The organism is Paraburkholderia sp. BR10872 (assembly GCF_040965835.1).
GTDB classification, from domain to species: domain Bacteria; phylum Pseudomonadota; class Gammaproteobacteria; order Burkholderiales; family Burkholderiaceae; genus Paraburkholderia; species Paraburkholderia nodosa_A.
In genome coordinates this window covers 16389-39033 of sequence record NZ_JBFRCN010000067.1, presented here as the reverse complement: position 1 = coordinate 39033, position 22645 = coordinate 16389, and the positions used below count along the sequence as shown (strand labels likewise).

23 protein-coding genes and 1 pseudogene are annotated in these 22645 nt (G+C 61.8%); 12 read left to right on the top strand and 12 right to left on the bottom strand.

All coding sequences use genetic code 11. The features are described from left to right. Nucleotides 1–104: pseudogene (locus AB4Y43_RS35255) on the top strand (IS110 family transposase); the annotation flags it as partial. A gap of 153 nt (nt 105–257) precedes the next feature. Here AB4Y43_RS35255 and AB4Y43_RS35250 read toward each other — a convergent pair. Beyond that, nucleotides 258–1022: a class I SAM-dependent methyltransferase gene (locus AB4Y43_RS35250; protein WP_342948120.1), complete on the bottom strand. Its 765-nt coding sequence runs from the start codon at nt 1020–1022 to the stop codon at nt 258–260. A gap of 441 nt (nt 1023–1463) precedes the next feature. Between AB4Y43_RS35250 and AB4Y43_RS35245 the strand changes: the two genes are divergently transcribed. Next, nucleotides 1464–1670 (top strand): hypothetical protein, encoded by a 207-nt coding sequence (locus tag AB4Y43_RS35245; protein ID WP_028204535.1) that lies wholly within the window; start codon nt 1464–1466, stop codon nt 1668–1670. Nucleotides 1671–1768: 98 nt separating this feature from the next. Here the strand turns inward: AB4Y43_RS35245 and AB4Y43_RS35240 are convergent, their stop codons facing one another. Together AB4Y43_RS35240 and AB4Y43_RS35235 are read right to left on the bottom strand one after the other, a co-directional pair. Further along, the gene (locus AB4Y43_RS35240) at nt 1769–2152 is read right to left on the bottom strand and encodes an ATP-dependent protease (protein WP_368729893.1); all 384 of its coding nucleotides are present in this window, start codon (nt 2150–2152) and stop codon (nt 1769–1771) included. 143 nt (nt 2153–2295) lie between these two features. Continuing rightward, on the bottom strand, nt 2296–3822 hold the full coding sequence (locus tag AB4Y43_RS35235; protein WP_368729892.1) for an FAD-dependent oxidoreductase: 1527 nt from the start codon (nt 3820–3822) through the stop codon (nt 2296–2298). A gap of 318 nt (nt 3823–4140) precedes the next feature. Here AB4Y43_RS35235 and AB4Y43_RS35230 point away from each other — a divergent pair, with 318 nt between their 5' ends. The 3 genes from AB4Y43_RS35230 to AB4Y43_RS35220 are packed head-to-tail and all read left to right on the top strand — an operon-like array spanning nt 4141 to nt 9972. Next, nucleotides 4141–5718, top strand: a complete 1578-nt coding sequence (locus AB4Y43_RS35230) for an efflux transporter outer membrane subunit (RefSeq protein ID WP_368729891.1) — start codon at nt 4141–4143, stop codon at nt 5716–5718. Nucleotides 5719–5755: 37 nt separating this feature from the next. Further along, on the top strand, nt 5756–6907 hold the full coding sequence (locus AB4Y43_RS35225; protein ID WP_368729890.1) for an efflux RND transporter periplasmic adaptor subunit: 1152 nt from the start codon (nt 5756–5758) through the stop codon (nt 6905–6907). 11 nt (nt 6908–6918) lie between these two features. After that, nucleotides 6919–9972 (top strand): efflux RND transporter permease subunit, encoded by a 3054-nt coding sequence (locus AB4Y43_RS35220; protein WP_069262075.1) that lies wholly within the window; start codon nt 6919–6921, stop codon nt 9970–9972. A gap of 15 nt (nt 9973–9987) precedes the next feature. Here AB4Y43_RS35220 and AB4Y43_RS35215 read toward each other — a convergent pair whose 3' ends face one another. From AB4Y43_RS35215 to AB4Y43_RS35195, 5 genes are all read right to left on the bottom strand, one after another. Further along, entirely contained in the window at nt 9988–10152 is a 165-nt protein-coding gene (locus AB4Y43_RS35215; protein ID WP_083245053.1) for a zinc ribbon domain-containing protein, read from the bottom strand. A 537-nt stretch (nt 10153–10689) separates the two neighbouring features. Beyond that, entirely contained in the window at nt 10690–11127 is a 438-nt protein-coding gene (locus AB4Y43_RS35210; RefSeq protein WP_368729889.1) for a hypothetical protein, read from the bottom strand. Nucleotides 11128–11479: 352 nt separating this feature from the next. Next, nucleotides 11480–12136: a hypothetical protein gene (locus AB4Y43_RS35205; RefSeq protein WP_342948113.1), complete on the bottom strand. Its 657-nt coding sequence runs from the start codon at nt 12134–12136 to the stop codon at nt 11480–11482. A 94-nt stretch (nt 12137–12230) separates the two neighbouring features. Continuing rightward, nucleotides 12231–12935, bottom strand: a complete 705-nt coding sequence (gene phoU, locus AB4Y43_RS35200) for a phosphate signaling complex protein PhoU (protein ID WP_069262412.1) — start codon at nt 12933–12935, stop codon at nt 12231–12233. Between the two features lie 430 nt (nt 12936–13365). Further along, on the bottom strand, nt 13366–13593 hold the full coding sequence (locus tag AB4Y43_RS35195; protein ID WP_069262072.1) for a hypothetical protein: 228 nt from the start codon (nt 13591–13593) through the stop codon (nt 13366–13368). A 370-nt stretch (nt 13594–13963) separates the two neighbouring features. Here AB4Y43_RS35195 and AB4Y43_RS35190 point away from each other — a divergent pair, with 370 nt between their 5' ends. Both AB4Y43_RS35190 and phaP read left to right on the top strand, forming a co-directional pair. Then, nucleotides 13964–14161 (top strand): hypothetical protein, encoded by a 198-nt coding sequence (locus AB4Y43_RS35190; RefSeq protein ID WP_368729888.1) that lies wholly within the window; start codon nt 13964–13966, stop codon nt 14159–14161. Nucleotides 14162–14290: 129 nt separating this feature from the next. Then, nucleotides 14291–14824: a TIGR01841 family phasin gene (gene phaP / locus AB4Y43_RS35185; protein WP_368603119.1), complete on the top strand. Its 534-nt coding sequence runs from the start codon at nt 14291–14293 to the stop codon at nt 14822–14824. A 162-nt stretch (nt 14825–14986) separates the two neighbouring features. Here phaP and AB4Y43_RS35180 read toward each other — a convergent pair whose 3' ends face one another. The 4 genes from AB4Y43_RS35180 to AB4Y43_RS35165 all read right to left on the bottom strand — a co-directional run bounded on the left by AB4Y43_RS35180 (nt 14987) and on the right by AB4Y43_RS35165 (nt 19349). Continuing rightward, nucleotides 14987–17077 carry a penicillin-binding protein 1A gene (locus AB4Y43_RS35180; protein WP_368729887.1) on the bottom strand — a complete coding sequence of 697 codons (2091 nt, stop codon included), beginning with the start codon at nt 17075–17077 and terminating at the stop codon, nt 14987–14989. Nucleotides 17078–17357: 280 nt separating this feature from the next. After that, nucleotides 17358–17933 carry a pyridoxamine 5'-phosphate oxidase family protein gene (locus tag AB4Y43_RS35175; protein ID WP_368729886.1) on the bottom strand — a complete coding sequence of 192 codons (576 nt, stop codon included), beginning with the start codon at nt 17931–17933 and terminating at the stop codon, nt 17358–17360. Between the two features lie 133 nt (nt 17934–18066). After that, nucleotides 18067–19143, bottom strand: a complete 1077-nt coding sequence (locus AB4Y43_RS35170; protein WP_368729885.1) for an acyl-CoA dehydrogenase — start codon at nt 19141–19143, stop codon at nt 18067–18069. Continuing rightward, nucleotides 19143–19349, bottom strand: coding sequence for a hypothetical protein (locus tag AB4Y43_RS35165; RefSeq protein WP_368729884.1), 207 nt, complete (start codon nt 19347–19349; stop codon nt 19143–19145). Before AB4Y43_RS35165 ends, AB4Y43_RS35170 begins: the two co-directional genes overlap by 1 nt. 73 nt (nt 19350–19422) lie before the next feature. Between AB4Y43_RS35165 and AB4Y43_RS35160 the strand changes: the two genes are divergently transcribed. The 5 genes from AB4Y43_RS35160 to AB4Y43_RS35140 all read left to right on the top strand — a co-directional run bounded on the left by AB4Y43_RS35160 (nt 19423) and on the right by AB4Y43_RS35140 (nt 22541). Next, on the top strand, nt 19423–20751 hold the full coding sequence (locus tag AB4Y43_RS35160) for an NRAMP family divalent metal transporter (protein ID WP_368729883.1): 1329 nt from the start codon (nt 19423–19425) through the stop codon (nt 20749–20751). 159 nt (nt 20752–20910) lie between these two features. Continuing rightward, a complete protein-coding gene (locus AB4Y43_RS35155; protein ID WP_368684375.1) occupies nt 20911–21174 on the top strand; it encodes a CsbD family protein in 264 nt (87 codons plus the stop codon). Nucleotides 21175–21227: 53 nt separating this feature from the next. Beyond that, a complete protein-coding gene (locus AB4Y43_RS35150; RefSeq protein ID WP_069262066.1) occupies nt 21228–21602 on the top strand; it encodes a hypothetical protein in 375 nt (124 codons plus the stop codon). After that, nucleotides 21599–21910, top strand: a complete 312-nt coding sequence (locus tag AB4Y43_RS35145; RefSeq protein ID WP_342948107.1) for a hypothetical protein — start codon at nt 21599–21601, stop codon at nt 21908–21910. Before AB4Y43_RS35150 ends, AB4Y43_RS35145 begins: the two co-directional genes overlap by 4 nt. A 157-nt stretch (nt 21911–22067) precedes the next feature. Further along, nucleotides 22068–22541, top strand: coding sequence for a PRC-barrel domain-containing protein (locus AB4Y43_RS35140; RefSeq protein ID WP_069262064.1), 474 nt, complete (start codon nt 22068–22070; stop codon nt 22539–22541). Nucleotides 22542–22645: the final 104 nt, after the last annotated feature.

The following is a 22645-nucleotide window of genomic DNA, read 5'->3' as shown; positions in this document are numbered from 1 at the left end:
CGAACAAGGTTGTTCTGGTTGCCTGCATGAGAAAGCTGCTGACTATCCTCAACGCCATCGCAAAAACAGGAAAGCCGTGGGATGAATCCATCCACACGGCTTGACAGGTAAGACAGTTGCTCATTACAGCCCCGCAACGCTCGAGATCCCGCTCGTCGAGTCGAATGTTCGGCAGCCTGCTGGGACGGAGGAGCCACTCACGTCACCCCTACGCCTCGCGCAGGCAACGCTTGCCGATGAAGAATCGCCTGGATGGGTCATGTCGCCGCCCCGTCGCGCGGCCCGGTATCCATTTTCTCCATGCGAAACATGAAAATGTTTGACATCGAAGGCGCGTTAAGGACAACGACGCGGTCTATCAAGTGGGCAATGAAGCGAAGTCGGCGCGGAAAAAACGTATCCCACTGGACGTTCGGGATCAGGAAGAAGTCGATTTTCGATACTGGAAGATCAAGCTTTTCGATTGCTTTTAGGACTTTCGTAGCGTTGCAAAGCCGGTAATAGGCGGGATAATCGTTTGCCTGTGGAGCGATTGACCGGCGGTAGAGATACTTTATCCCGAGCGCCTGCATGATCCGCACGATGACAGTGAACGGGTGTCTCGCGTTAGGCGACATTGACCAATACACACCGCCGGGTTTGAGCACCTCGATCGTTTTGGCGAGAAACGAAGTCTCGTTGACGACATGCTCTACAACGTTATAGGAATAGGCGAGGTCGTACGTGTTCGACGGAACGGGGATTTCCTCCATGGCACAGGTCCACCGCTGCCTGATCAATGGATGGGGTTGAACAACGGGGAACGGATCGACGCCATCAACTTCCCCAAGGACATGCTGGATCCTGCTGATGGTTGGATTGGTGCCGTGACCACATCCGATGTCGAGTACATGGCAGGATATTCCGGGCTCCGCTGCGAGACGAGTGGCGTAGTACTCCTGAAAGAATGATCGATTAGCGTCGTAATGTTCGAATTTACGATTGCAATCAACATAATGATATGAAATCGTAATATGGCTCATTTCGACCTCTGAATGGCGGAATGACGTGCTGGCGACGAAGATGTCGGCAAACTTTCCGGGAGGAAGGGATTTAAATCACGATCTCAACAATAGGACACATATGCGAAAACGGCGGTGATATTTATTTATTTTCGTGGGCGCGTTGAAAATATAGATGATGGCCGAGCCAAAGTTCGAAAACCGTGGATAGAAAGCTGATTTGGCTGGTTTGCGAAGGTCTATATTTCGCTGGAAAACCGACGATCAAATGTCCGTGCAACGGTGTAGATCATTGGCCGTTGTGGCTCGTCGCGACGACGGTTGCGACCGCTGGCCGATTGAGCGCATGATGGGTGACCGCGGCTTGAGGCTGTGCTCGTACCGCAGGAGGCAGCACGCCTGGCGCGGCGGCGATATCCGGAGCGGTGAAAAAACGCACGGCAGCGACACAAGGAGCTGGCGATGAAATTCTATGCGCGTGAGTATGAAGGGCGGCTGGAAGTGTTTAGCTTCGACGGTGTGTATAGAATTCGCATCGCTCAGTTGTGCGGCGCGGCAAAAACAGCGTTCGCCGACACCGTCCAGCTATGGATAGGTGACGGCGTATCAGCAGACGAAGCCGTTGCGCGAGAAGCCGAGTCGTTGGCTCGATTAATTAACGAATATTAGAAAACGACACGTTGCGGTGGGCCTGGGAACGAGCGGTCGCTCATGACCCTTTCATGGGCGCATCCAGCACGGCTTGCAAGCCCGATGGCAAGCAATGATCAGAGATCTCCGCGGACCTCACCGGTTCCCAGCTCGCTCCGCTGCCGGTTGACCTCCGCCCAAAGCTCATCGCTGTCGTCATTGCGAAGCAGGACTACCCAGTCCAGTTGTTCCTCGGCCACGCCGAAGTATTCCTGGATTTCCCGGCGAACGGCATCGATGAACTGCGCGTATTCCGGAGTTGCCTGGGCCTGCGCGTGCAAGGCGTCGTATGCCGCATCGTCCGCGCCGCCGCCGTGCTCGTCGATGTAGCGCGAGATCCACTGGTCCCGCTCGCGGTCGTAGTCGGCTTCGGCACGCATCGCCTGCACCGCCGTGTAGAAGTCCAGTTGGGCAAACGCGGCGATCGCCGCCGTTGTTGCCTCGTCGAATGTAGATGTCATCGCCTATCTCATGGTTGCCGTGGCGCATCATCGCACAGGCCGCAACAGGGCGTGTGCCGCGAACCCGTCAACCATGCCGTCCCAGGAAGACGACGGGAGGGCAAGTCACTTGAGGGGGCATCCGTTTGCGATTCGCTCCCGCGTCAACGGAAATCGTGCTCCATCTCGACCTCTGCCCGCAGACTCTCTGTATCGCGATAAATAGAGGCTACGGCGACGACGCGCCCGTCTCGCTTGTAGCGCAGGAAGCAGTCGCGCGCTGCAATATCGCCGTCAACTGAAATCTCGTCCCAGTTGTCCGCGTGCCCGAGATAGTTGATCGGGACATCGTAGTGCTGGCTCCAGAAGAATGGCACGGCGTCGAACGTCTCACGTCCGCCAATCAAGTTCATCGCCGCCGTTTGTCCCTGGCGCTGCGCGACGACCCAGTGCTCCACGCGAATTGCCGTGCCACTGTGCGGGTCGGGCCAGCGTGCGATGTCGCCGGCAGCGAAGACGCCAGGCGCGCTGGTCTGCAGGCAGGCATCGACCACCACGCCGCGGTCGATCGCGAGGCCGGCTTGCTCGGCCAATGCCAGTCGCGGCCGCACGCCGACGCCGACCACCACCAGATCGGCCTCCAGGCTGCCGCCCGCTTTGAGCGATACCTGCCGCGCGTCGATCGCGCTGGCGGTGTTCCCGAGGTGGAAGACGACGCCGTGTTCTTCATGCAACCGCTGCACGAATTCACCCGTCTGTGGCCCCAGCACACGTTCCATCGGACGCTGCTCCGGCGCCACGACATGGACTTCGAGTCCACGCGCGCGCAATGACGCCGCCACTTCCAGTCCGATGAAGCTGGCTCCGATGACAACCGCGCGCCGCGAGTTCTCCGCGCGAGCGATGATGGCGCGGGAATCGGCCAATGTGCGAAGGGTATGCACATGCGGCAAATCCATGCCGGGAATAGGCAAGCGAACCGCTTCGGCCCCGGTGGCTAAGAGCAGACGGTCGTAGGGGACCTTGCTCCCATCCGCAAGCTCCACTTCCTGCGCGGCGATGTGAAGACGCGAGACACCGGTGTTCAGCCGCAGATCGATGCGTTGGTCTGCGTAAAAAGCATCGTCTCGAAGCGGCACCCACTCCTCAGGCGCGCTGCCGGCCAAATAGTCTTTGGAGAGGTTGGGCCGGTCCACCGGCGGCGCCGCGTCGTCGCTCAGCATCGTGAGACTGCCCGCGTAGCCGAGGCCCCGCAGGCGCTCGGCCGCAGCAAAGCCTGCGGCCCCTGCACCGACGATCACGATCTTCTGTGGCGCTCCGGCCGGCGAGGGCCCGGAACCCGCGGGCGGCGCTTTTTTGTGCAGTACAACAACCTTGTCGCCCCGGATCTCGGTAGACCAGCATGCGACAGGGCTGAGCGCAGGCGCTCGCACCGCTTCCCCTGTACGCAGGCTGAAACACGCGTGGTGCCACGGGCACCGTACCGTGTCCCCGACGATCAAGCCTTCGGCGAGTGGGCCGTGGTAGTGAGTACAGGCAGCGTCGATAGCGAAGAATTCATCACCGAGCCGCGCAATCAGCACCGCATCATTACCGACGTGTCCCGACAACAGGCCAGCTTCACCGAGGGATTCGATGGGCACGCCTTTTGCCAGATCAGGACCGCTTTCATTCGATGCCTCACCACTCATGGCGACCTCCACGGGCACGTGACCCAGCTAATGCATCACTACCGGCGTCCTCGGCAGAGGCCGCCAGTTTCAATGTTAGTCCACGTTGATCAGAACACCGCCGCAGGCAGGACCCGGCATTGGCAGAGACGAATCCGCTTTCGGAACTCTTTCAGTCATCCGAAAGCTTCGTGATTCCGGATTTCAGCTGGCATCTGCGGTGAGGCGTGGGTCCCGTGGGAAAACCGTTCGCGGGTCGCGTGAACATGTTGTGGCATGATTTCAAACTCTGCATCTGCCGTTTCGTTCGTTTTCCGCGCAGTGAAACAAGGTGGATCGATGATCGATGACGTCAACCACGGTTTCAGTCGCAGCCGGTCGCACTGGCATGCTCGCAGTGCGTCTCACCGCCATGCAGCCGGCGACACGCTCACGCGTGCTGCATGGGGCATCGTCCTGATCGCGTTGTCCGGCTGCACGGTCGGCCCCAATTACCATACGCCCGCGCCGCCCGCTACCGGCACCTACACGTCCACGCCGCTACCCGATCAAACGGCCTCGGCGCCGGGCGCTTCGGGTGTCCCGCAACAGTTCGTGGCCGGCCTCGACATTCCCGCACAGTGGTGGACGCTCTATCGTTGCGAGCCGCTCGACGCGCTGATACGCGAGGCGCTCGCCAACAGCCCCAACGTTGCCGCGGCGCAAGCGGCGCTCAGGCAGGCCGGCGAAAATCTTCGCGCGCAAATGGGCACCACGCTCTATCCGTCAGTCGATGCAAAGGCCAATGCCACGCGTGAGAAGTTCAACGGCGTCACGTTCGGCGAGCCGCAGCTCACGGAACTGCTGAACCTCTATAACGCATCGGTGAACGTGTCGTACAACCTCGATGTGTTCGGCGGCGGAAGGCGAGAGCTCGAGTCGTTGCGCTCGCAGGTCGATTACCAGGGCTTTCAGTTGCAAGCGGCGTATCTCGCGTTGTCCGCGAACATCGTGACGGCGGCCATCAAGGAAGCGTCGCTGCGGGAGCAGATCGAAGCGACCGCGCGCATCGCCGACGACGAAGACGCGCAACTCGGCATCATGCGCAAGCAGCTCGAACTGGGCGGCGTGAGCCGCGCAACGGTGCTTGCACAGGAAACGCTGGTGGCGCAGACGCGCGCGACATTGCCGCCGTTGCATCAGTCGCTCGACCAGACGCGTCACCAGCTCGCGGTCCTGGCGGGCAAGCCGCCGAGCGATGCGGACGTGCCCGAGTTCCGGATGTCGATGTTCACGCTGCCGCAAACGTTGCCCGTCAGCGTGCCGTCTTCGCTCGTGCGGCAGCGCCCCGATATTCTCGCCGCCGACGCCACGCTGCATCAGGCGAGCGCCCAGGTCGGCGTGGCGACTGCGAACATGTATCCGCAACTCACGCTCTCCGCGAGTTACGGCCCCGAGGCGCTGACGCCCGCGGGCCTTCTTAAGTACGCTGACATGATCTGGAGCATCGGCGCAGGCATCACACAGCCGATCTTTCACGGCGGCCAGTTGAGTGCGCAAAAGCGCGCGGCAGAAGCGGCATTCGACGAGGCCAACGCGCAATACCGCCAAACGGTGCTGCTCGCATTCCAGAACGTCGCCGATACGTTACGCGCGCTGGAGCACGATGCGACCGGCCTGAGCGCGCAGACGCAAGCATGGCGCGCTGCCAGCGATTCGCTCGACCTGACGCGCGGTCAGTTTCGTATCGGCGGCGTCAGCTATCTGGCGCTGCTCGATGCACAGCGCCAATACCAGCAGACGGTTGTGAATCTCGCGCAGGCGCGGGCCGCGCGCTATGCAGACACGGCAGCGCTGTTTCAGGCGCTCGGCGGCGGCTGGTGGAGCGACACGGCGACGAGCCAGGCAGCCCAGCCGCGTCCGGCTGCGCCGAAATGAATCCTTTTGCAGTGGCCACCCCGGCCAGGACATGACGATGACGACGAAGAAGCCGATGGCAAAGCGGATGATCATCATGCTGATCTGCGTGGGCATACTGCTCGCTGCGCTGGTCGGCTTCAATCTGTTCAGGGCGCACATGATCCAGAAGTTCATGGCGAGCAACGCCGCACCGCCCGCCACCGTCACGGCCGCTATCGCAGGCTATCAAACATGGCAGCCGCAGCTTGTCGCCGTGGGCAGCCTGCGCGCGGTGCGCGGCGTCGACGTGACGACGGAAGTGGCCGGGCTTGTGCGCGAGATCGCGTTCAACTCGGGGCAGGAGGTGAAGACGGGCCAGGTGCTCGTGCGCCTGAACGACGATTCGGACCGCGCGCAGCTCGCGTCGTTGCAGGCAGCGGCGGACCTAGCGCAAACGGTCTACAAGCGCGACAAGGCGCAGTTCGACATCCAGGCGATTGCCAGGGCGCAGCTCGACGCCGACGCCGCCGACCTCAAGAGTAAGAGAGCCCAGGTCGAGCAACAGGCCGCCCTCGTCGTAAAGAAGACGATACGCGCGCCGTTCGCGGGACGCGTCGGCATCACGACGGTCAACCCCGGCCAGTACCTCAATCCGGGTGACGCCATCGTCACGCTGCAAGCCATCGACCCGATCTACGCCGACTTCTTTCTGCCGCAGCAGCAGCTCGGCCAATTGCAGGTTGGCCAGACCATCGTCGTCGATACGGATGCGTTCGGCAACCGCACGTTCGACGGCAAGATCCGCTCGATCAATCCGCGTGTGGACAGCACCACGCGCAACGTCCAGATCGAGGCGACCGTCGACAATCGCGAGCGCAAGCTGCTGCCCGGCATGTACGCGAACGTGAAGATCGATGCGGGTGGCGCGCAGCGCTATCTGACCTTGCCGCAAACGGCGATTACCTATAACCCATATGGCGCGACCGTGTTCATCGTGAAGCCCGGCGAACATAAGAACGCACAAGGCAAGATCATGCCCGTCGCGCAACAGGTGTTCGTCACGCCGGGGCCGACGCGCGGCGACCAGGTCGCGATTCTAAAGGGCATGGGCGAAGGCACGCAGGTCGTGACGAGCGGCCAGCTGAAACTGAAAAACGGCACGCCCCTCGTGATCGACAACCGCGTGCTGCCTGCGAACAGCCCGAACCCGACGCCCCAGGAACAATAGAAGAGCGCGCGATGAAATTCACCGACATCTTCATTGAACGGCCGGTCCTCGCATCGGTGGTGAGCCTGCTGATACTCGTGCTCGGCTTGCGCTCGCTTGCCGCGCTGAAGGTCAGCGAGTATCCGCAAACCGAAAACGGCGTGGTGACGATCACGACCGCATACTACGGCGCGAGCGCCGACACGATGGCGGGCTTCATCACGCAACCGCTCGAAGCCGCGATCGCACAGGCACAGGGTATCGACTACATGTCGTCGACGAGCACCACGGGTGTCTCGACGATCACCGCGACGCTGCGCCTCAACTACGACTCCAACCGCGCGCTCACGGAGATCAACACGCAGATCGCATCGGTGCGCAACCAGTTGCCGCCGCAGGCGCAACAGCCCGTGCTGACCGTGCAAGTGGGTCAAACCACCGACGCGATGTACATGGGTTTTTACAGCAACGTGCTGCCGAGCAACAACGTTACGGATTATCTGCTGCGCGTCGTGAAGCCGAAGCTCGATTCGGTCCAGGGCGTGCAGACGGCGGAAGTGCTCGGCGGCCGTCAGTTCGCGCTGCGCGCATGGCTCGACTCAAGCAGGCTCGCCGCGCACAACGTGACGGCCGCTGACGTATTCACGGCGCTCGGCAACAACAACTATCTGGCGACGCTTGGCACAACGAAAGGCCAGATGATAAGCGTCGATCTCAACGCGGGCACCGACCTGCATTCCGTCGAGGACTTCAAGAAACTCGTCGTCACGCAGAAGAACGGCGCGATCGTGCGCCTTGAAGACGTGGGAAACGTCGTGCTCGGTGCTGACAATTACGACTTCAACGTCGCGTTCAGCGGCAAGCGATCGGTGTTCATCGGCATCAAAGTGGCGCCCGATGCGAATGTGCTCGACGTCGCGAAGCGCGTGAAAACGATCTTTCCGGATCTGCAGAGGCAGTTCCCGACGGGCATGACGGGCGACATCGTCTACGACGCGACCGACTTCATCAACACGGCGATCACGGAAGTAGTGAAGACGCTCGTCGAGGCGCTGCTGATCGTCACCGTCGTGATCTTCCTTTTCCTCGGCAGTCTGCGCGCGGTGATCGTGCCGGTGATTGCGATGCCGCTCTCGCTGATCGGCACGTTCTTCGTGATGCAGGTGCTCGGCTATTCGATCAATCTGCTGACACTGCTTGCGCTCGTGCTCGCCATCGGCCTCGTCGTCGACGATGCGATCATCGTGGTCGAGAACGTCGACCGGCATATGAAGGAGGAGGGCAGGCGGCCTTTCGAAGCCGCACTGATCGCGGCGCGCGAACTCGGCGGCCCGATTCTCGCGATGACGGTCGTGCTGATCGCCGTGTACGTGCCCATCGGCTTTCAGGGCGGACTGACTGGCGCGCTGTTCACCGAGTTCGCGTTCACGCTCGCGGGCGCCGTCACGGTGTCGGGCGTGATCGCGCTGACGCTTTCGCCGATGATGTGCTCGCGTTTTTTCCGCATGGACCAGCAGTCGGGGCGCTTCCCGCGCTTCGTCGACCGGCAGTTCGAACGTGTGCATCACGGCTACCGGCGTCTGTTGCATGCGATGCTCGACACGTGGCCCGTATTCGTCGTGATGGGCGCGCTGCTCCTGTGCGGCACCGTCTATCTCTTCATGACGTCGCAAACGGAGCTCGCACCTCAGGAGGACCAGGGCATCGTTCTGTCCCAGGTCCAGGGGCCGCCGAACGCGACGATCCAGCAGATGCAGACCTACGCGGATCAGGTCTTCGACATCTCGAATCAGTTGCCCGAATACGCGCAGATGTTCCAGCTCACGGGCGTGCCGACGCTGAACCAGGGTATCGGCGGCGTGCTCTTCAAGACGTGGGACAAGCGCAAGAAGGGCGCGACGCAATTACAGCAGGAATTGCAGCAGAAGTGGAACGGCATCGCGGGCGCGCGTGTCGCCGCATTTCAGTTTCCGCCCCTGCCGGGCGCGCAAGGATTGCCCGTGCAATTCGTCATCAGCACGACGGAGCCGTTCGAGAACCTCAACGAAGTGTCGCAAGCCGTGCTGCAAAAGGCGCGCGCAAGCGGCATGTTCTTCTTCGTCGACAGCGATCTGAAGATCGACAAGCCCGAAAGCGTGTTGCTCGTGGACCGCGACAAAGTCGCTTCGCTCGGGCTGACGCAAAGCGATGTCGGGCAGACGCTGGGCGCGGCGCTCGGCGGGAACTTCGTCAACTACTTTTCGATCGCTGGCCGCTCGTACAAGGTGATTCCGCAGGTGCTGCAAACGGACCGGCTGAACCCGTCGCAAGTGCTCGACTATTACTTGCGCACAGCCAATGGCAGCGTGATACCCGCATCGACGGTCACGCATCTGCAGCGCAACGTCGTGCCCGAGTCGATCAATCACTTCCAGCAGCTCAATTCGGCCACGATTTCCGGCGTGCTCGCGCCGGGCATCTCGCAAGGCGAAGTGCTCGACTTCCTGCGCAAGGCCACGACCGACGTCGCGCCGGCGGGATACACGGCCGATTATTCGGGTCTGTCGCGACAGTTCGTGCAGGAGTCCGGCGGCTTCGTGACCACGCTGCTATTGGCGACGATCATCGTGTTTCTCGCGCTCGCCGCTCAATTCGAGAGCTTTCGCGATCCGGTCGTGATTCTCGTATCGGTCCCAATGGCGCTGTTCGGCGCGCTGATCTTCATCAACGTGGGACTCACCACGCTCAACATTTACACGCAGGTGGGCCTCGTCACGCTGATGGGCCTCGTGAGCAAGCACGGCATTCTGATCGTGCAGTTCGCGAATGAACTGCAACGCGCGGGGCGCGGCAAGCGCGAGGCACTCGAAGAAGCGGCTGGCGTGCGCTTGCGGCCGATCCTGATGACGACAGCCGCGATGGTGCTGGGCGTCGTGCCGCTCGTGATCGCGTCGGGTGCGGGTGCGGCCGGCCGCAACGCAATGGGACTCGTGATCTTCACGGGGATGTCGATCGGCACGCTGTTTACGCTGTTCGTCGTGCCCGCGATGTATATGTTCCTCGCCGCGGACCACCATCGAGACAGCGAGCATCCGGAGCAGACCTGAGCAACCGAAGAGATTTCACGATTTTCTGGATGTTTTCGCCACGAATGGTGTGGGGATGTGCTGAACTTTCTCGCTGCCACACTTCGGGCAAGGCGGATGAGCGGATTGATGTTCAGCAAGATGCTCGGCATGCTCGAACATCTCACCACATTTCTCGCACCGGTACTGGTAAGTCGGCATGGTATTCCTCTAACGAGAAACCGGGCGACAACCCATTCCAGTGCAGGAAATGGGCGCGCTCTCCGGTGTCGGTCCGGTCGCAAGCTAGTGCTTGCGATGCATCCAGCTCATATGGTGCGTGTCGAGCCACTGGCTCAGGCTCTCTCCCTGGTGTTCGCGCCTGTAGCGACGGGACAGGGCCATGGCAACGACAACGAGAACCACAAGGCCAACCCAAAAACTGATCATTGACTGAGTCATGGCAGCCTCCTTCGGGAATGCGACCATGCACTGAATTCTAGTGCCGAGGCGGCGGAATTCGCCCTGAAAGTTACCGCGGCGATCACTTCCGGCCAGAGCTCGAAGCAGGGATCACGTTCACGGGACCCAATGGTATGTCTATTCCTGTTGCCTAAATGAAGCGTTTGCGAGGGCAGGGCAGCAGCGCCGTACCCCAGCCGCTCCCCCAAACATTGTCTCGTAACGGGAAGCCGTGATAGCGAGTTATGTAGTGCTTGCACCATTCAAAGGAACGGCCAACGCTTGCGTCAAGCGCTGTCACGGCGCAAGTGAATAAGCACTCAGTTCGGAAGTACGGGACAGCAGCGCCTGGTGATCGAGATACAACACGTAATCCGACTTGATGACCTTTTTAACGCTTGGCGCGTACCAGTAGGTTTCGGTGAACGGCGCATCGTACAAGCGATCAAGCTGCCTGGCGTTCACCCCATGGCTGACTATCTTGTAGGCGTCAAATGAACCAGCGGGTACCTGTATCCTCTCGAACGCAACGATCTCGTCGTGGCCGCTGACATCAATGGTTCCGATCGTGAAACGCCGGACATGATGAAAGTCCCAGTTCTTTCCCACAGTCATTGGGAAACTCAGGGTTCCATTGCTTGGCTCATACGTTGTTCCGTTGCCATCCCGCGTCAGGTTGCCCTGACTGTCGTAGTGGTTTTCCTTTTGGCGCCCACCGTTCCACGAGGACGACATCGTCGTCTGCGTCTCTGTTACTGCGACTACCGTCACAACAAGAGGAACGCCGGGCGTGGAGTCGGTTCGCCCCCATATAAAGGTCCACGTATCACCGACCTTGTAGCTCGGCGCGTCAGCCGTGGGTGTGCCGGGTGGACTTGCTGGCGGCTGCGCTGTGCACGGATTCGTCAGACACCCGAGCAACAGTGCGGCATGGCAAGAGTGCCTCGTGAGCAACGAGAGGGTTGGCGTCGCGTTGCGGACTTTCACGAGTGGCTCCCGACCGCGATGACACACGAAGACCTGGCGTCGTGAGTTGGAGATTCCTTTCATTATTGTTCTTTGTTGCATTTGTGCAGACGAAATGTTGCTATCTGCCGCTCGCGCAATGCCCTGGGCAACGATCGTCACGGTTCGGAGTCGATGACGGATTGAAAATCCATCCCGCCGGGCTAGTCTCCGGGCCGCCGCCATATTCCAGCCGGGCGCTGGGCGCCGATTCCGGGTTGAACTCAGCGGCCACATGAACAGGAACGGCACCGGGCTGCGAGGGCGGGTCCCGTTCGTCAGTGTGCCCCAGTAAAACATCGAGGGTTTTGGCGTGCATCGCCCAGATTTCGCAGAAGACCCCGAAAGCCTTCTGCATTGAATCGAGCGTGTCAACAGCTGTGGACTCTTGAATGCGGTGACGCCGGAGCTGGCTGACGAGCGTCTGTTGCCTGGCGAGGGCGACGGCGCTTCGGGCGACCGTGTTGCGGGCGAGCCGCTCCCATTTCCACGCGTGCAGCAATGCGGGTACGTCTGGCACGTGTTCGTAGAGCCAGTACTGACACACGGCGGCGTGCGATGCGAAATCGGCACCGCGATGGCGCAGGATTTCCATCCAGCCGAGTACCTGAAATACGGGGATAAGAGTTCCCTCGGGGCCCCATAGCGTCGAGAGCAGAAAGTAGTCTGCCTGCGCTGGTGCGCCGTCCAGAAGTACCTGCGGTTCCATCGAATCAGGCAGAAATGTGTCTGTGACCATGTTTGCCCGCGTTGCGCAACGTTGAGGGTCCATTGTGTCCGAAAAAATGCGCCGTGGTGAAGTCGTCCACGGTTCAAGAAGGCCTGGCAGCCGCTCAGCTGCTGGCCTCATGCTCGAGTTGAGCCGCAGGTACATGCCGCACGTCGGTACCTTTGACGACATAGACGACGAATTCGGCGATGTTTTTAGCATGGTCCCCAATGCGCTCTATGGCTTTGGCGATGACCATGTAATCGAGCCCAGTCGAAACGACGCGCGGGTCCGCCGTCATTTCGGCAATCAGTCCGCGCGTAAACGCCCGAAACTCGTTATCGATGGCCACATCGTCCCGCACCAGATGCGCGGCTGCGGCACTATCCATTCGTGCGAACGCATCCAGCGCTCCATGAAGGAGGCTCATGGCCATCTCTGCCGAGGTTTTGATTTCGACGATTCCGATGACCGGAGCTTCACTATTGGCCTGGATGCGACGGATGCGCTTGGCCACCTTCCGTGCTTCATCGCCAGCGCGCTCGAGATTGGTGGTGCACTTCGAGATGGCCAGCAGAAGTCGAAGATCGCGGGCTGCAGGCTGTCTGCGAGCGATGACGTTACTCACCTCTTCATCGATTTCCAGCTCCATCAGATTCAGTCGTTGCTCGCTTTCGAGCACCGCGTAGACGACGTCGGGGTCGAACGCATGCAGTAACGAAAGGGCGCGAGCGATCTGCAACTCTACGAGGCCGCCCATCTCAAGGAGCCTCGTCGAAGCGAGGGTGAGGTCAGCGTCGAAACCGCTGGATAGATGTTTTTCCGGCATCATCGTCCCCTTGATGAGCCACGCGCGCGGAACTGCCAATCAAATGGACCATCCCGTGGACGCAGCGCAGACAGACATGATAGGTCCGGTCCTTGCATGCATGCCTGTCCGGAATCCACGACTTATGGATCGCCTTAGCCGCTGAGGCGCGACGGCGTGACTGGCAAATGCAGGTCGTAGCGAGAGCTGGTTGACGGTTGTTGCGCGTGCGATCGGTAAGGCGACGCGCCGCGCTCGGTGGGAAAGCTGCAGCTTGTGCACGAATGACATGGGCATCGAGGCATAAGATTGCCAGACTTGCCGGGGCCATAAGTGGCTAAACTTCCAGGCGGTACTGCGGCATACGGGTGACCCGCCAATGCAGCAGAAGAATACGAAGGTTGCGTGTCGTGGGGGTCACGCCATCGGGCAGCAAGATGGAGCCGCGGCGCTAGATCTCACTGACGCAATGCTCTTCGACCCAGCCCATTGCGCGTTCGCGCGCATAGCTCAGCGCTTCGTTCTCGTCGATGAAGTTGTCGTCCAGACAGATGTCATGGACGTCATCTTCGAATGAGCCGTCTGACGCCGGGACGAAGATTCTCGCGTTCGCCACAATTCTCCCGTCATCGATGCTTGCGCTCGTGCTGATCAGGCAAGACTGAAACATGAATTGCATGGCTCGCTCCGGTAGCTTGTCGCGTGATGAAAAGCGCCTGCGCAAATGTCATGCCGCGAGTCGTCCCAGCGAGTTGGAGGTGACTTCGCCTTGCATGCGACGCATGTTCCTTTTGAAGAGAAGGGCGCCGACCGCAGCGGAGGGGCGCTCTCGCTCCCGCCTCGGAAGCCTGTCCATAAAGATGCACATACGAACACCCATACATCGTGTACTTTCGGGTCGGCCCTGAATATGCTCGTACAAGCCATCTTTAGGCTTTTCTTCGCCAGGTAGACGCGACTCGAAGGAGGCGGTCGCGATCCGAAGTCGGTCAGGCTGGCAACACATGCGGCGGTAAAGACCCGCCGGTCCGGGATTCCAGGAGACACAAGTGCTGAGCCCTCACGAATTTGCGACGCTCATGCTGGTCAAGTCATCGCCCGACCAGATCGGCATGGGCCGCGAGGAACTCGATACGCTGCTCGAGCAACAACTCGTAGCACTCGAGAGCCTCGCAACCGGTGCACGCTTCGCGCATGTGACGGATGAAGGCGAATCCCTGCTTCAGGCCATGACGCGAAAACGTTGACAGGCACCCGGTCGCCCCGCTTCGAGCCGGGCGCGGGATGACCGGTCGATCAACACCCCATTTTTTTTCATTCCGCGCTGGCGACGCGCGGGGTCGCAGCATTTCCGCCCATTAAGGAGACTATTGATCATGCACACCCAGGAACTGGTCGCAAGCGCTCAACGTGGCAATCTCGACGCCGTTTATGGTCTGATCAGCACGATGGTCGATGGGATCGGCAAACTCACTGAACTCAACGCACAATACATACGAGCGACACTCAAGGAGGCGTCGGAGTTGTCGCAGACCACGGTGGAAAAGCCACAGGACTGGATCGCGCTCCATGGCACGCTCGGAGCGCCAATGGCTGAGAAGGTTCAGTCCTACACTCGCGAGCTTTTGGGGATCGTGTCGTCGACGCACGCTGAACTTCTCAGCGTCGCACGGGCGGAAGGCGAAGCACGTATGCGCCGGGCGCAGACATTCGTCGAGGAAGCGACCAGAAACGCGCCTGCGGGCTCAGAGGCGGCTGTGGCTGCGTTCAACTCCGCGATTACCGCGGCCAATACGCTCTACCAGACGCTCGGGAATACGGGGCAGCAGGCGGTCGAAGTCGCGCGAAGCAACTTTAACCTGGTCGCCAATGCCGCGTCGAAGAGTGCCAGGCGCGCGAGCGCGCAGTAACAGCGACCGGCATGGCGTGAGTTGGTCTCATGGGGCGACGGGCGTGTCGATCCATGCCTGTCGGGCCTTTGATCATCGTGGCGACGTGAGTGCCAATCTATTCGTTCTGGCGCAACGGCGACGCCTTGGCCAGTCCGCAATCGACCAAATAGCTCGCGAGCATCAGAATCGCCAGAAGAGGAAATGATGGCGCGGGCGCGCATGACCTGCGTGCGACTGATTGCTCACAGGCGCAAGCTGTGCGTGCGCATCAACGACACGCGCGCGCAGTGCCATGTCATAGAAAGCCCCCACCATCGGCAATGCGCCATGCGCACCTTCGCCCCAGTAGTCGTTGCGCAATGTCACGCGTGCGTCGTCGAAGCCCACCCACGCGCCGGCGACCAGTTGCGGATGGATCAGGATGAACCAGCTATCCGTGTTGTCCTGCGTCGTTCCGGTTTTGCCGGCCACGTCGGCGTGAATGCCGAAACGCGTCCTGATGTCGGAGCCAGTGCCGCGGTTGACGACGTCACGCATCGCATCGACCAGCTTGAGCGCAGCAGCGGCCGGCAGCGCCTGCTCCGGTCGTGCAGCAGGGAATTCGGCGAGCATGTTGCCGTTGCGATCCTCGATACGTGTCACCATGCGCGGTTCGACATAGGCTCCCCGGTTCGCGATCGTGCAATACGCCGAGACCATCTCCTTGAGCGTGACCGGGCTCGTGCCCAGGGCAAGCGAGGGCACGGCATCAAGGGGACTTTCGCGCACGCCCATTTCACGCGCGAGCGCCGCAACCTTTGTCGGTCCCTCCCGCTGCATGAGCTGTGCAGTCACGCGATTGCGTGAGAAGGCAAGCGCATTGCGCAGTGTCATCGGGCGGCCGGTAGGGGGCTCGGGGTCAGTCGGCCGCCATACCGCATTGCCCTTCAATGCAATGGCAACGTTGCGGTCGACGATCGTGTCACCCGGTTGCGCACCATCGGCAAATGCCGCACCGTACACGAAAGCCTTGAAGGTGGAGCCGGGTTGCCGGCGCGCCTGCTGCACGTGATCGAACGGCTCGTCGCGATAGTCCCGGCTGCCGACCCATGCCTTGATGTCTCCATTGCGTGGATCGATGGCGACGAATCCGGCCTGAATCTGGGTTTTGCTGTGGCAGAGCGCATCCACAAACGCCGCATCCTGCGCAAGTTTCCTGATTGCGGCCTGGTCGGAAAGGCCGGTGTCCCGTGTGGTCCGGTACTCCGCTGTCTGTCTGATGAAGGACTGGAACAGTTCGTTCCCCGGCCAGCAGCCTGTGCGCTCGTTCCATGTGCCGCTCGCGATCCACTGCAGCTGGCCGGCCTGCCAGGCAACGGCCTGTGTCGCCATTGCCTGAAGTCGGGAGTCGATTGTGGTGTGCACCACGAGCCCGTCCGAATAGATGTTATAGCCGTTGCGATCAGCCCACGCGGTCAACCACCTGCGCAGCTGTACTGCGAAATGCGGTGCAGTGCCAATGGGCTCGGCCTGCGGTTCGAAATCGACATTGAGCGGTTGCCGGTTCAGCCGGGCATACTCAGGAGGACTGAGCTTGCCGTATTTCAACATCTGCGCAAGTACCGTATTGCGGCGTTCCAGTGCGCGCTCAGGATTGAGCACGGGGTTGTACGTGCTATTCGCCTTCAGCATGCCAACGAGCGTTGCACTCTCGAGGACATCGAGGTCTGCTGCGCGCTTTCCGAAGTAGGTGCGCGCAGCCATCTCGACGCCGTAGGCGTTGTAGAGGAACGGCACGGTGTTGAGGTACGTCTCGAGGATCTGGTCCTTGCTATAGACAGATTCGATCTTGAGCGCCGTGATCGCTTCCTTGAGTTTGCGGGTCAACGTCGGTGCGCGGCCGATTTCGTCGGGATACAGGTTGCGTGCCAGTTGCTGCGTGATGGTGGAGCCACCCTGCCGGGCCCCGGCAAACGTGCGCAATGCCGCCGACGGAATGCGTCTCAGGTCAATACCGTGATGCTGATAGAAGCGGCGGTCCTCGGTCGCGATCAGGGCGTCCACCACATGCGGTGAGATCTGGCTTAGCGTGACCCACTCGCGATTGACCGGCTTGAATTCCGCGAGCACGGTGCCGTCGGCGGAGAGGATCAGCGCGGGACGGTCGACGCGTGCCTTGCGGATGTCACCGAGGCGGGGTGTGAATGGAATAAGGGCCAGCGTATACGCGAGCGACAGCGCAGGCACAGCGGCAATTGTCAGTGCAATGCCGCGACGTGTCGGATGGCGCATGCTGTGCCACGTCGCAGCGATAAGGCGCACGGTCATTGCACCGGCGCTGGCAGCAGCGGCCCGACCGGATTTCGCCCAGCGTGCGCAGCGTTCACGAAAGAGCGACACATAGGGGTGATTCACGGTGGTTGAGCCATATACGAAACGCCGGATCGTACCAAAGCCCAGGCGGTATTCCGGCAGAAAAATGGCTCTGCAGGTGCACTGCTAACAGACGATTACACTTGTTTCGAATCTGCGGCACGAGGACGGCGGTATCGCGCGTTCAGGGGAGGCGCGTTCAGGGGGCGACCCAGCAATGGACCCAGGTATCGCCTCGACGGACATACAGCGCGCGTCGGTGAAGGTCCGCTGCCGAGAGGTCCAGCCAGTCCAGGCGTGTGGGGCGCACCTCAACGACGCCGAAATGCCGCAGACCTTCGCCCGGTCCAGGAACGTGCGTCTCATCGAGCGCATCATCAGCGTGGATCATGGGAGTCCCGGGCGGCAAGCGCGTCCGGTAGACGACCAGGTCATGGTCGGGACTGGACCTCCACGCATCGAGCCGGGCCTGCCCGTCGCAAAGTATTCGGGTTTCGCCGGACACGCGGACCTGCAGGTTGTGAACAGGGTCGACGCCGACGAGCGCGATTCGCGGCTCCCGTCTGAGTTCGGCAATCTTCGGCGAGCGCAGGTCGGTATGAAAAGTAAGCACGTTCTGCGGTTCAATGGCACTCCGAAGCAGCACGGTGCGGACGTTCGGTGCACCATCGAGGCTAACGGTTGCGGCCTGCATGACCTTGAAGGGATGTTTATCTTCATGGACAGCGGCAGCGAGGCAATCCCAGATGCGGTTGTAGATTTGTTCGAGGTTCATCGGCGCGGCACCTTCAGCGTTTGCGCGCCTCGTACCGGCTCGTGCGGTGATGCCACGGGTCGGCGTCATGGGCGAACCGGGCATCGAAGTGGTCGGCGTGCGAAAGAGGGCGTTCCATGTTGCCAAGGCAGGCTCAGAGTGTCCAGTCTTCGTCCGCCGCGGCTCGCTTCGCGAGCGCAGCGAGATCGTGCTCCGCGTGGCTCTGACGGACGAACACGGGCAGATCCGCTGCCATGCGAGCGAACCAGCGGTCGCGGCACAGCGGGCCAGCGCCCAGGCCGCGCGCACAGGCATGCAGTGTGGCCTCGACGGCGCTTTCCGCAGCGGCGCGAGCACGCAGCGCAAGCGCCATGGCGTCGGCTTGCGGCGCGGAGTCGATCTTATGTGCGGCGTCGCGCAGCAAGGCGCGCGCAGCGCTCAACGCGGCGTCGGCCGCTCCGAGATGCGCATTCAGGTGCGGATCATCGCGGCGCCTCGCCGCATCGCGCAGGCGGACGGCCAGCGCCGCGGCCGCGCCGTACCAGCACGCGGCGATGCCCGCGCCGCCGTGCCAGAAGCCAGGGCGCCGCAAGTAGCCGTCCACTGGACCGACGAGCGTGGCGTGTGCGTTGAGCACATCGATTTCGACGCTTTGCGTCGCCGCCATGCCGACGGCTTCCCAGCCACGTGCCGTGACCGTCACGCCTGGTTGGTCCATGGGCAGTGCGGCGAGCCAATCGCGATCGTCGCTGTCGATGCAGGTCACCAGCGCGTGCGTGACGAATGTCGCACCTGAACACCACGGCTTGACGCCTGAAAGCCGGATCTGCCCGCTGCGGCTTGAGGCGTAACGCAGCTCGTTGCGCGGAGAACGGGCTGCCCATACGCCCCATATTTCTGGTTCCAATCTGCGGGGCACCGCTACATGCGGCAGGCACGGCATTTCAAGCTCCGACTGAATGGCGAGTGCGTCGGCATGCGCCTCGTAGATCTTGAGGAGCGAGAGATCCTGTCCGGCGAGCCCGGCGAGAAATTGCCAGCGCGCGAGCGTGCGCCCGCCTCCCGGCAGCGGCAACGCGGGGCCCACGGCGACGAGCTGGCGTGCGGCGCCTGCGAGCGACTGCGCGTCGAGTGGCAGCGTGCAGCCTTCGAGCAGTGCCGCAAAGTCGAACGGGCCGCACACGCCGTCGCCAGACAACGTACGGACCTGCCGTGGAGTCGCGCTCTCCATCACAGCCCCGGAATCGTGCGCGCGGTGCGGGCGCTAACCGCGATGCTGGCATTGCTGGCGGCGACGCGGCTGCCTGGTGTCTTCGGCGCTCTTGCCATTGCGATTGACTCCTCGGTTCTGAAGGCCTCGATATACCACCGACGGAAAAATTGCTTGGCGCCATGGCGATACAGCAAAAGCGGTGCCGCGTCATGCAGGTCCGCCACGAACGCGGGAATGCCGCCTGCGCGAGCAGGCGCGTGCGTCCCGCACGAGTCACTTCACTCTAGTCAGGAAGGTATGAAAGCCGGCGAGCGCGACCGGTCGCGACGCTTTCTCGTGAACCGAAACAATCGAAGCAGGGAAAATCCGGCGCACGGCTGGGCGGCGGACATCGGACCGGGCCTGGGTACGATCGCAACCGACAACGATCCCGGCGGCATCCTGACGTATTCGCTGGCAGGCGCGCAGTATGGCTTCGATCTCCTGTGGGTCTGCGTGCTTTCCTGGCCGTCGATGGTGGCACTGCAGATGGTGTCTGCGCGCGTCGCGGCCGTCACGGGCAAGGGCCTGACCGAGAACATGCGGGAACACTATTCCCGCTGGTTGTTTCTGCTGGCGGTCGCCCGTTTTCTCGGAGCCAATACCGTGAACATGGCCGCCGACATGCTGGCGATGGGCGAAGCCGCGCAGTTGATATTCAGGGGATCCGTCCCGCTCTTCACGGTTTTCTTTGCCGGCATGTCGCTCGCGCTGCAGTGGTGGGTGCCTTATGCGCGCTATGCAAACTACCTCAAGTGGCTAGCCCTGTCGCTGTTCTGTTATGCAGGCGTCATGCTGGTGGCGGACGTGCCGTGGCGCACTTTGGCCTGGCGCGCTTTCGTGCCGCACATCAGCTGGTCGGAAGACTATCTGGGGATGCTGCTCGCGGTGCTCGGTACCACGGTCAGCCCGTATCTGCTGTTCTCGCAAGCCGAGCAGGAAGTCGAAGAGGGCTCGCACGGCGGCACTCAGGACAGCAGCCGCGTACAGCAGAAAGACGTCCGGCAGCAGCTAAAGAAAATACGAAGCGACATACTGGTGCGTACCTCGATGTCCAACGTATGCGGAGCACTCATCCTTTGCGCCGCGGCCGCGACATTACACGCGACCCATGCATCGCTCACTCCCTCTGGCTCGACCCGCGAGGCCGCGCAAGCGATCGCGCCGGTCGCGGGTGCCTACGCGCAGCCGCTGCTCGGCCTCGCGCTGCTTGGCACAGCGCTGCTCGCACTCCCGCCGCTGGCCGGTTCGGCCGCGCACGCCGCCGCCAGTTCGTTCGGGTGGCAGCGGGGCACGCAGCGGGATCGCCGGATAGCTGCGATCCTGGTGTTGCTTATGGCGGTGAGCACTATCGTCGCACTGCTGTTTGGCGCATTCGGCGTCGATCCGCTCCGGGCCTGCTACTGGAGTGCGCTGACCAACGGGATGACAGTGTCGCCGGTGTTGATCCTGCTCGTGCTCCTGAGTGCCCGGCGTGAAGCGGTGGGCGAGATGAAAGCGCACTGGTTCACGCGCGCCTTGTGCTGGCTTGCAACCATCACTACCTGCGCGGCCCTGGCCGCTCATGTCGTCCTTCAGCTTCCCTAGCTGTGCATGGCGCAGAGGCGCTCGTCTGCGTCGGCAGGAGGGCTGCGAAGCCCGGCAGCGGCGCTCGCGTGGTTGGCACGCCCGTTGCGCATGGGCTCTTGTCGATAGCGATTTGCGCGGTTTCGCGCATTGTGCAGGCAGGCTGACTGGGAGAGAGACATGAAAATGGGAACCACGAAAACCGAAGGCAGGGTCCGTGAACTTGCGGGCGACGCGCAAGAGGCGGTCGGCGAAATGCTGGGCGACGCGAGTACCAGATTGTCGGGCAAGGCAAAGGCGCTATGCGGCAAGTCACAACAGCTGGCGACCGACGCGGCGGTCGTGACGCGCGAGACGATTGCGGACAATCCCCTGGCGACCGTGGGTATCGCCGTGGGCATCGGCTTCGCGCTCGGAGCGTTATGGGGAGCGAGCCGCGAATAAGCGGACCTGAACCAGACGGATGTTGCCGGCACGCCGCATGTGCGAGGTGGACCATGACAATTCACGCGAAACTCGACCGCTGGCACAACGTGTTGCGATTTCTCGCGGTCCGCACAACGGACTATGGGCAACTGCTGTCACTCGAACTGTCCGAGGCACGCACATCCATGACGCGCGAAATCCTCGCGCTCGTGGCTCTCGCCGTAAGTGGGTTATTCACGCTCTCATTTTTTTGCGTCGCGCTGATCGCATCCGCGTGGAATACACGCTATTTCCTCACTGTCGTGTGGAGCATAGCGGTGCTCTGGCTATTCGCCTCGATCACCGCATTGCTGGTATTGCGCGCACAAAAGCCGGCGCGTTCGTTCGCGGTACTCAAGAGCGAATTGCAAGCGGACCTTGAAACGCTCAACGAGGCGCTTAAATGAGTCGTCGCTCCCGATTGAATCGTCAGGCATCTGAAGCCGTCCTGCTTACTCATATGGAATTGACGCGCGTGCGATTGCTTGCGGCCAACGTTCGCTCGCGGGCAGCCGGGCACGCTGCCGCCCGTGCACATTCGCGTAGCCTGGCGAGCGTCGTCCGCCCGGTGTCCGCCGCGCCGCTCCTCGCCATGCTCGGATGCTTCACGCTGGGCGCCCTGCTTATCGGCCCGAGACGCGTCTTGCCCGTCGTGATGCGCACCGGTCTGGCTGGCTGGATCGTGCGCAATGTCCGGTTGCGTCTTGCACGCTGAGCGGACCGCACTTCGGCGACGATCATGTGTTGCTCGACGCGAAGCTCGACCCATTGCGCCACGACAATGAGACGCGGGTTAAATTCATGTGCGAACGGCAGCGTGGCACGCGGCGTGCGCTAGAGCGAGCGCAACTCTTAACCGAAAGGAGCGCAACATGACTATCCTTGATCCCCAGGCAGGGGGCACTGGCGCACAGATCGTCGGCGGGGGCGTCGGCGAAGGCCCGGGGCCCGAAATCATGGCCGCGGCCACGCTCGACGGCGACAAGGTGATTTCTGCTGACGGTGAACACGTCGGCAAGATCTCCGACATCATGCTCGATGTACGTAGCGGGCGCGTCGCGTACGCAGTCCTGGCTGAGGGCGGATTCCTCGGCATGGGTAATACGCTTCACGCCATTCCGTGGAACGCACTGACGCTGGACACCAATGAGAAGTGCTTCCGTGTCGACATCCAGGCTCAACGAATCAAGGACGATCCCGGATTCGATAAGGATCACTGGCCATCGATGGCTGATTCGACGTGGGGGACGCAACTGCATGACTACTACAACCGCCGTCCATACTGGCTGGCGACTGGGGAGCTTCCGGGACGTGATCCCGGAATGAATAACCCGACGGACTTGTGAGAGCAACACGACCTCCGTGGGACGAATAGTCCCACGGGTGAGCCTGAACGGAGCTGCTGTAAAACTTCCTCCAGAGCGGCAAATGGGGCATCGGCTTTTAGCGG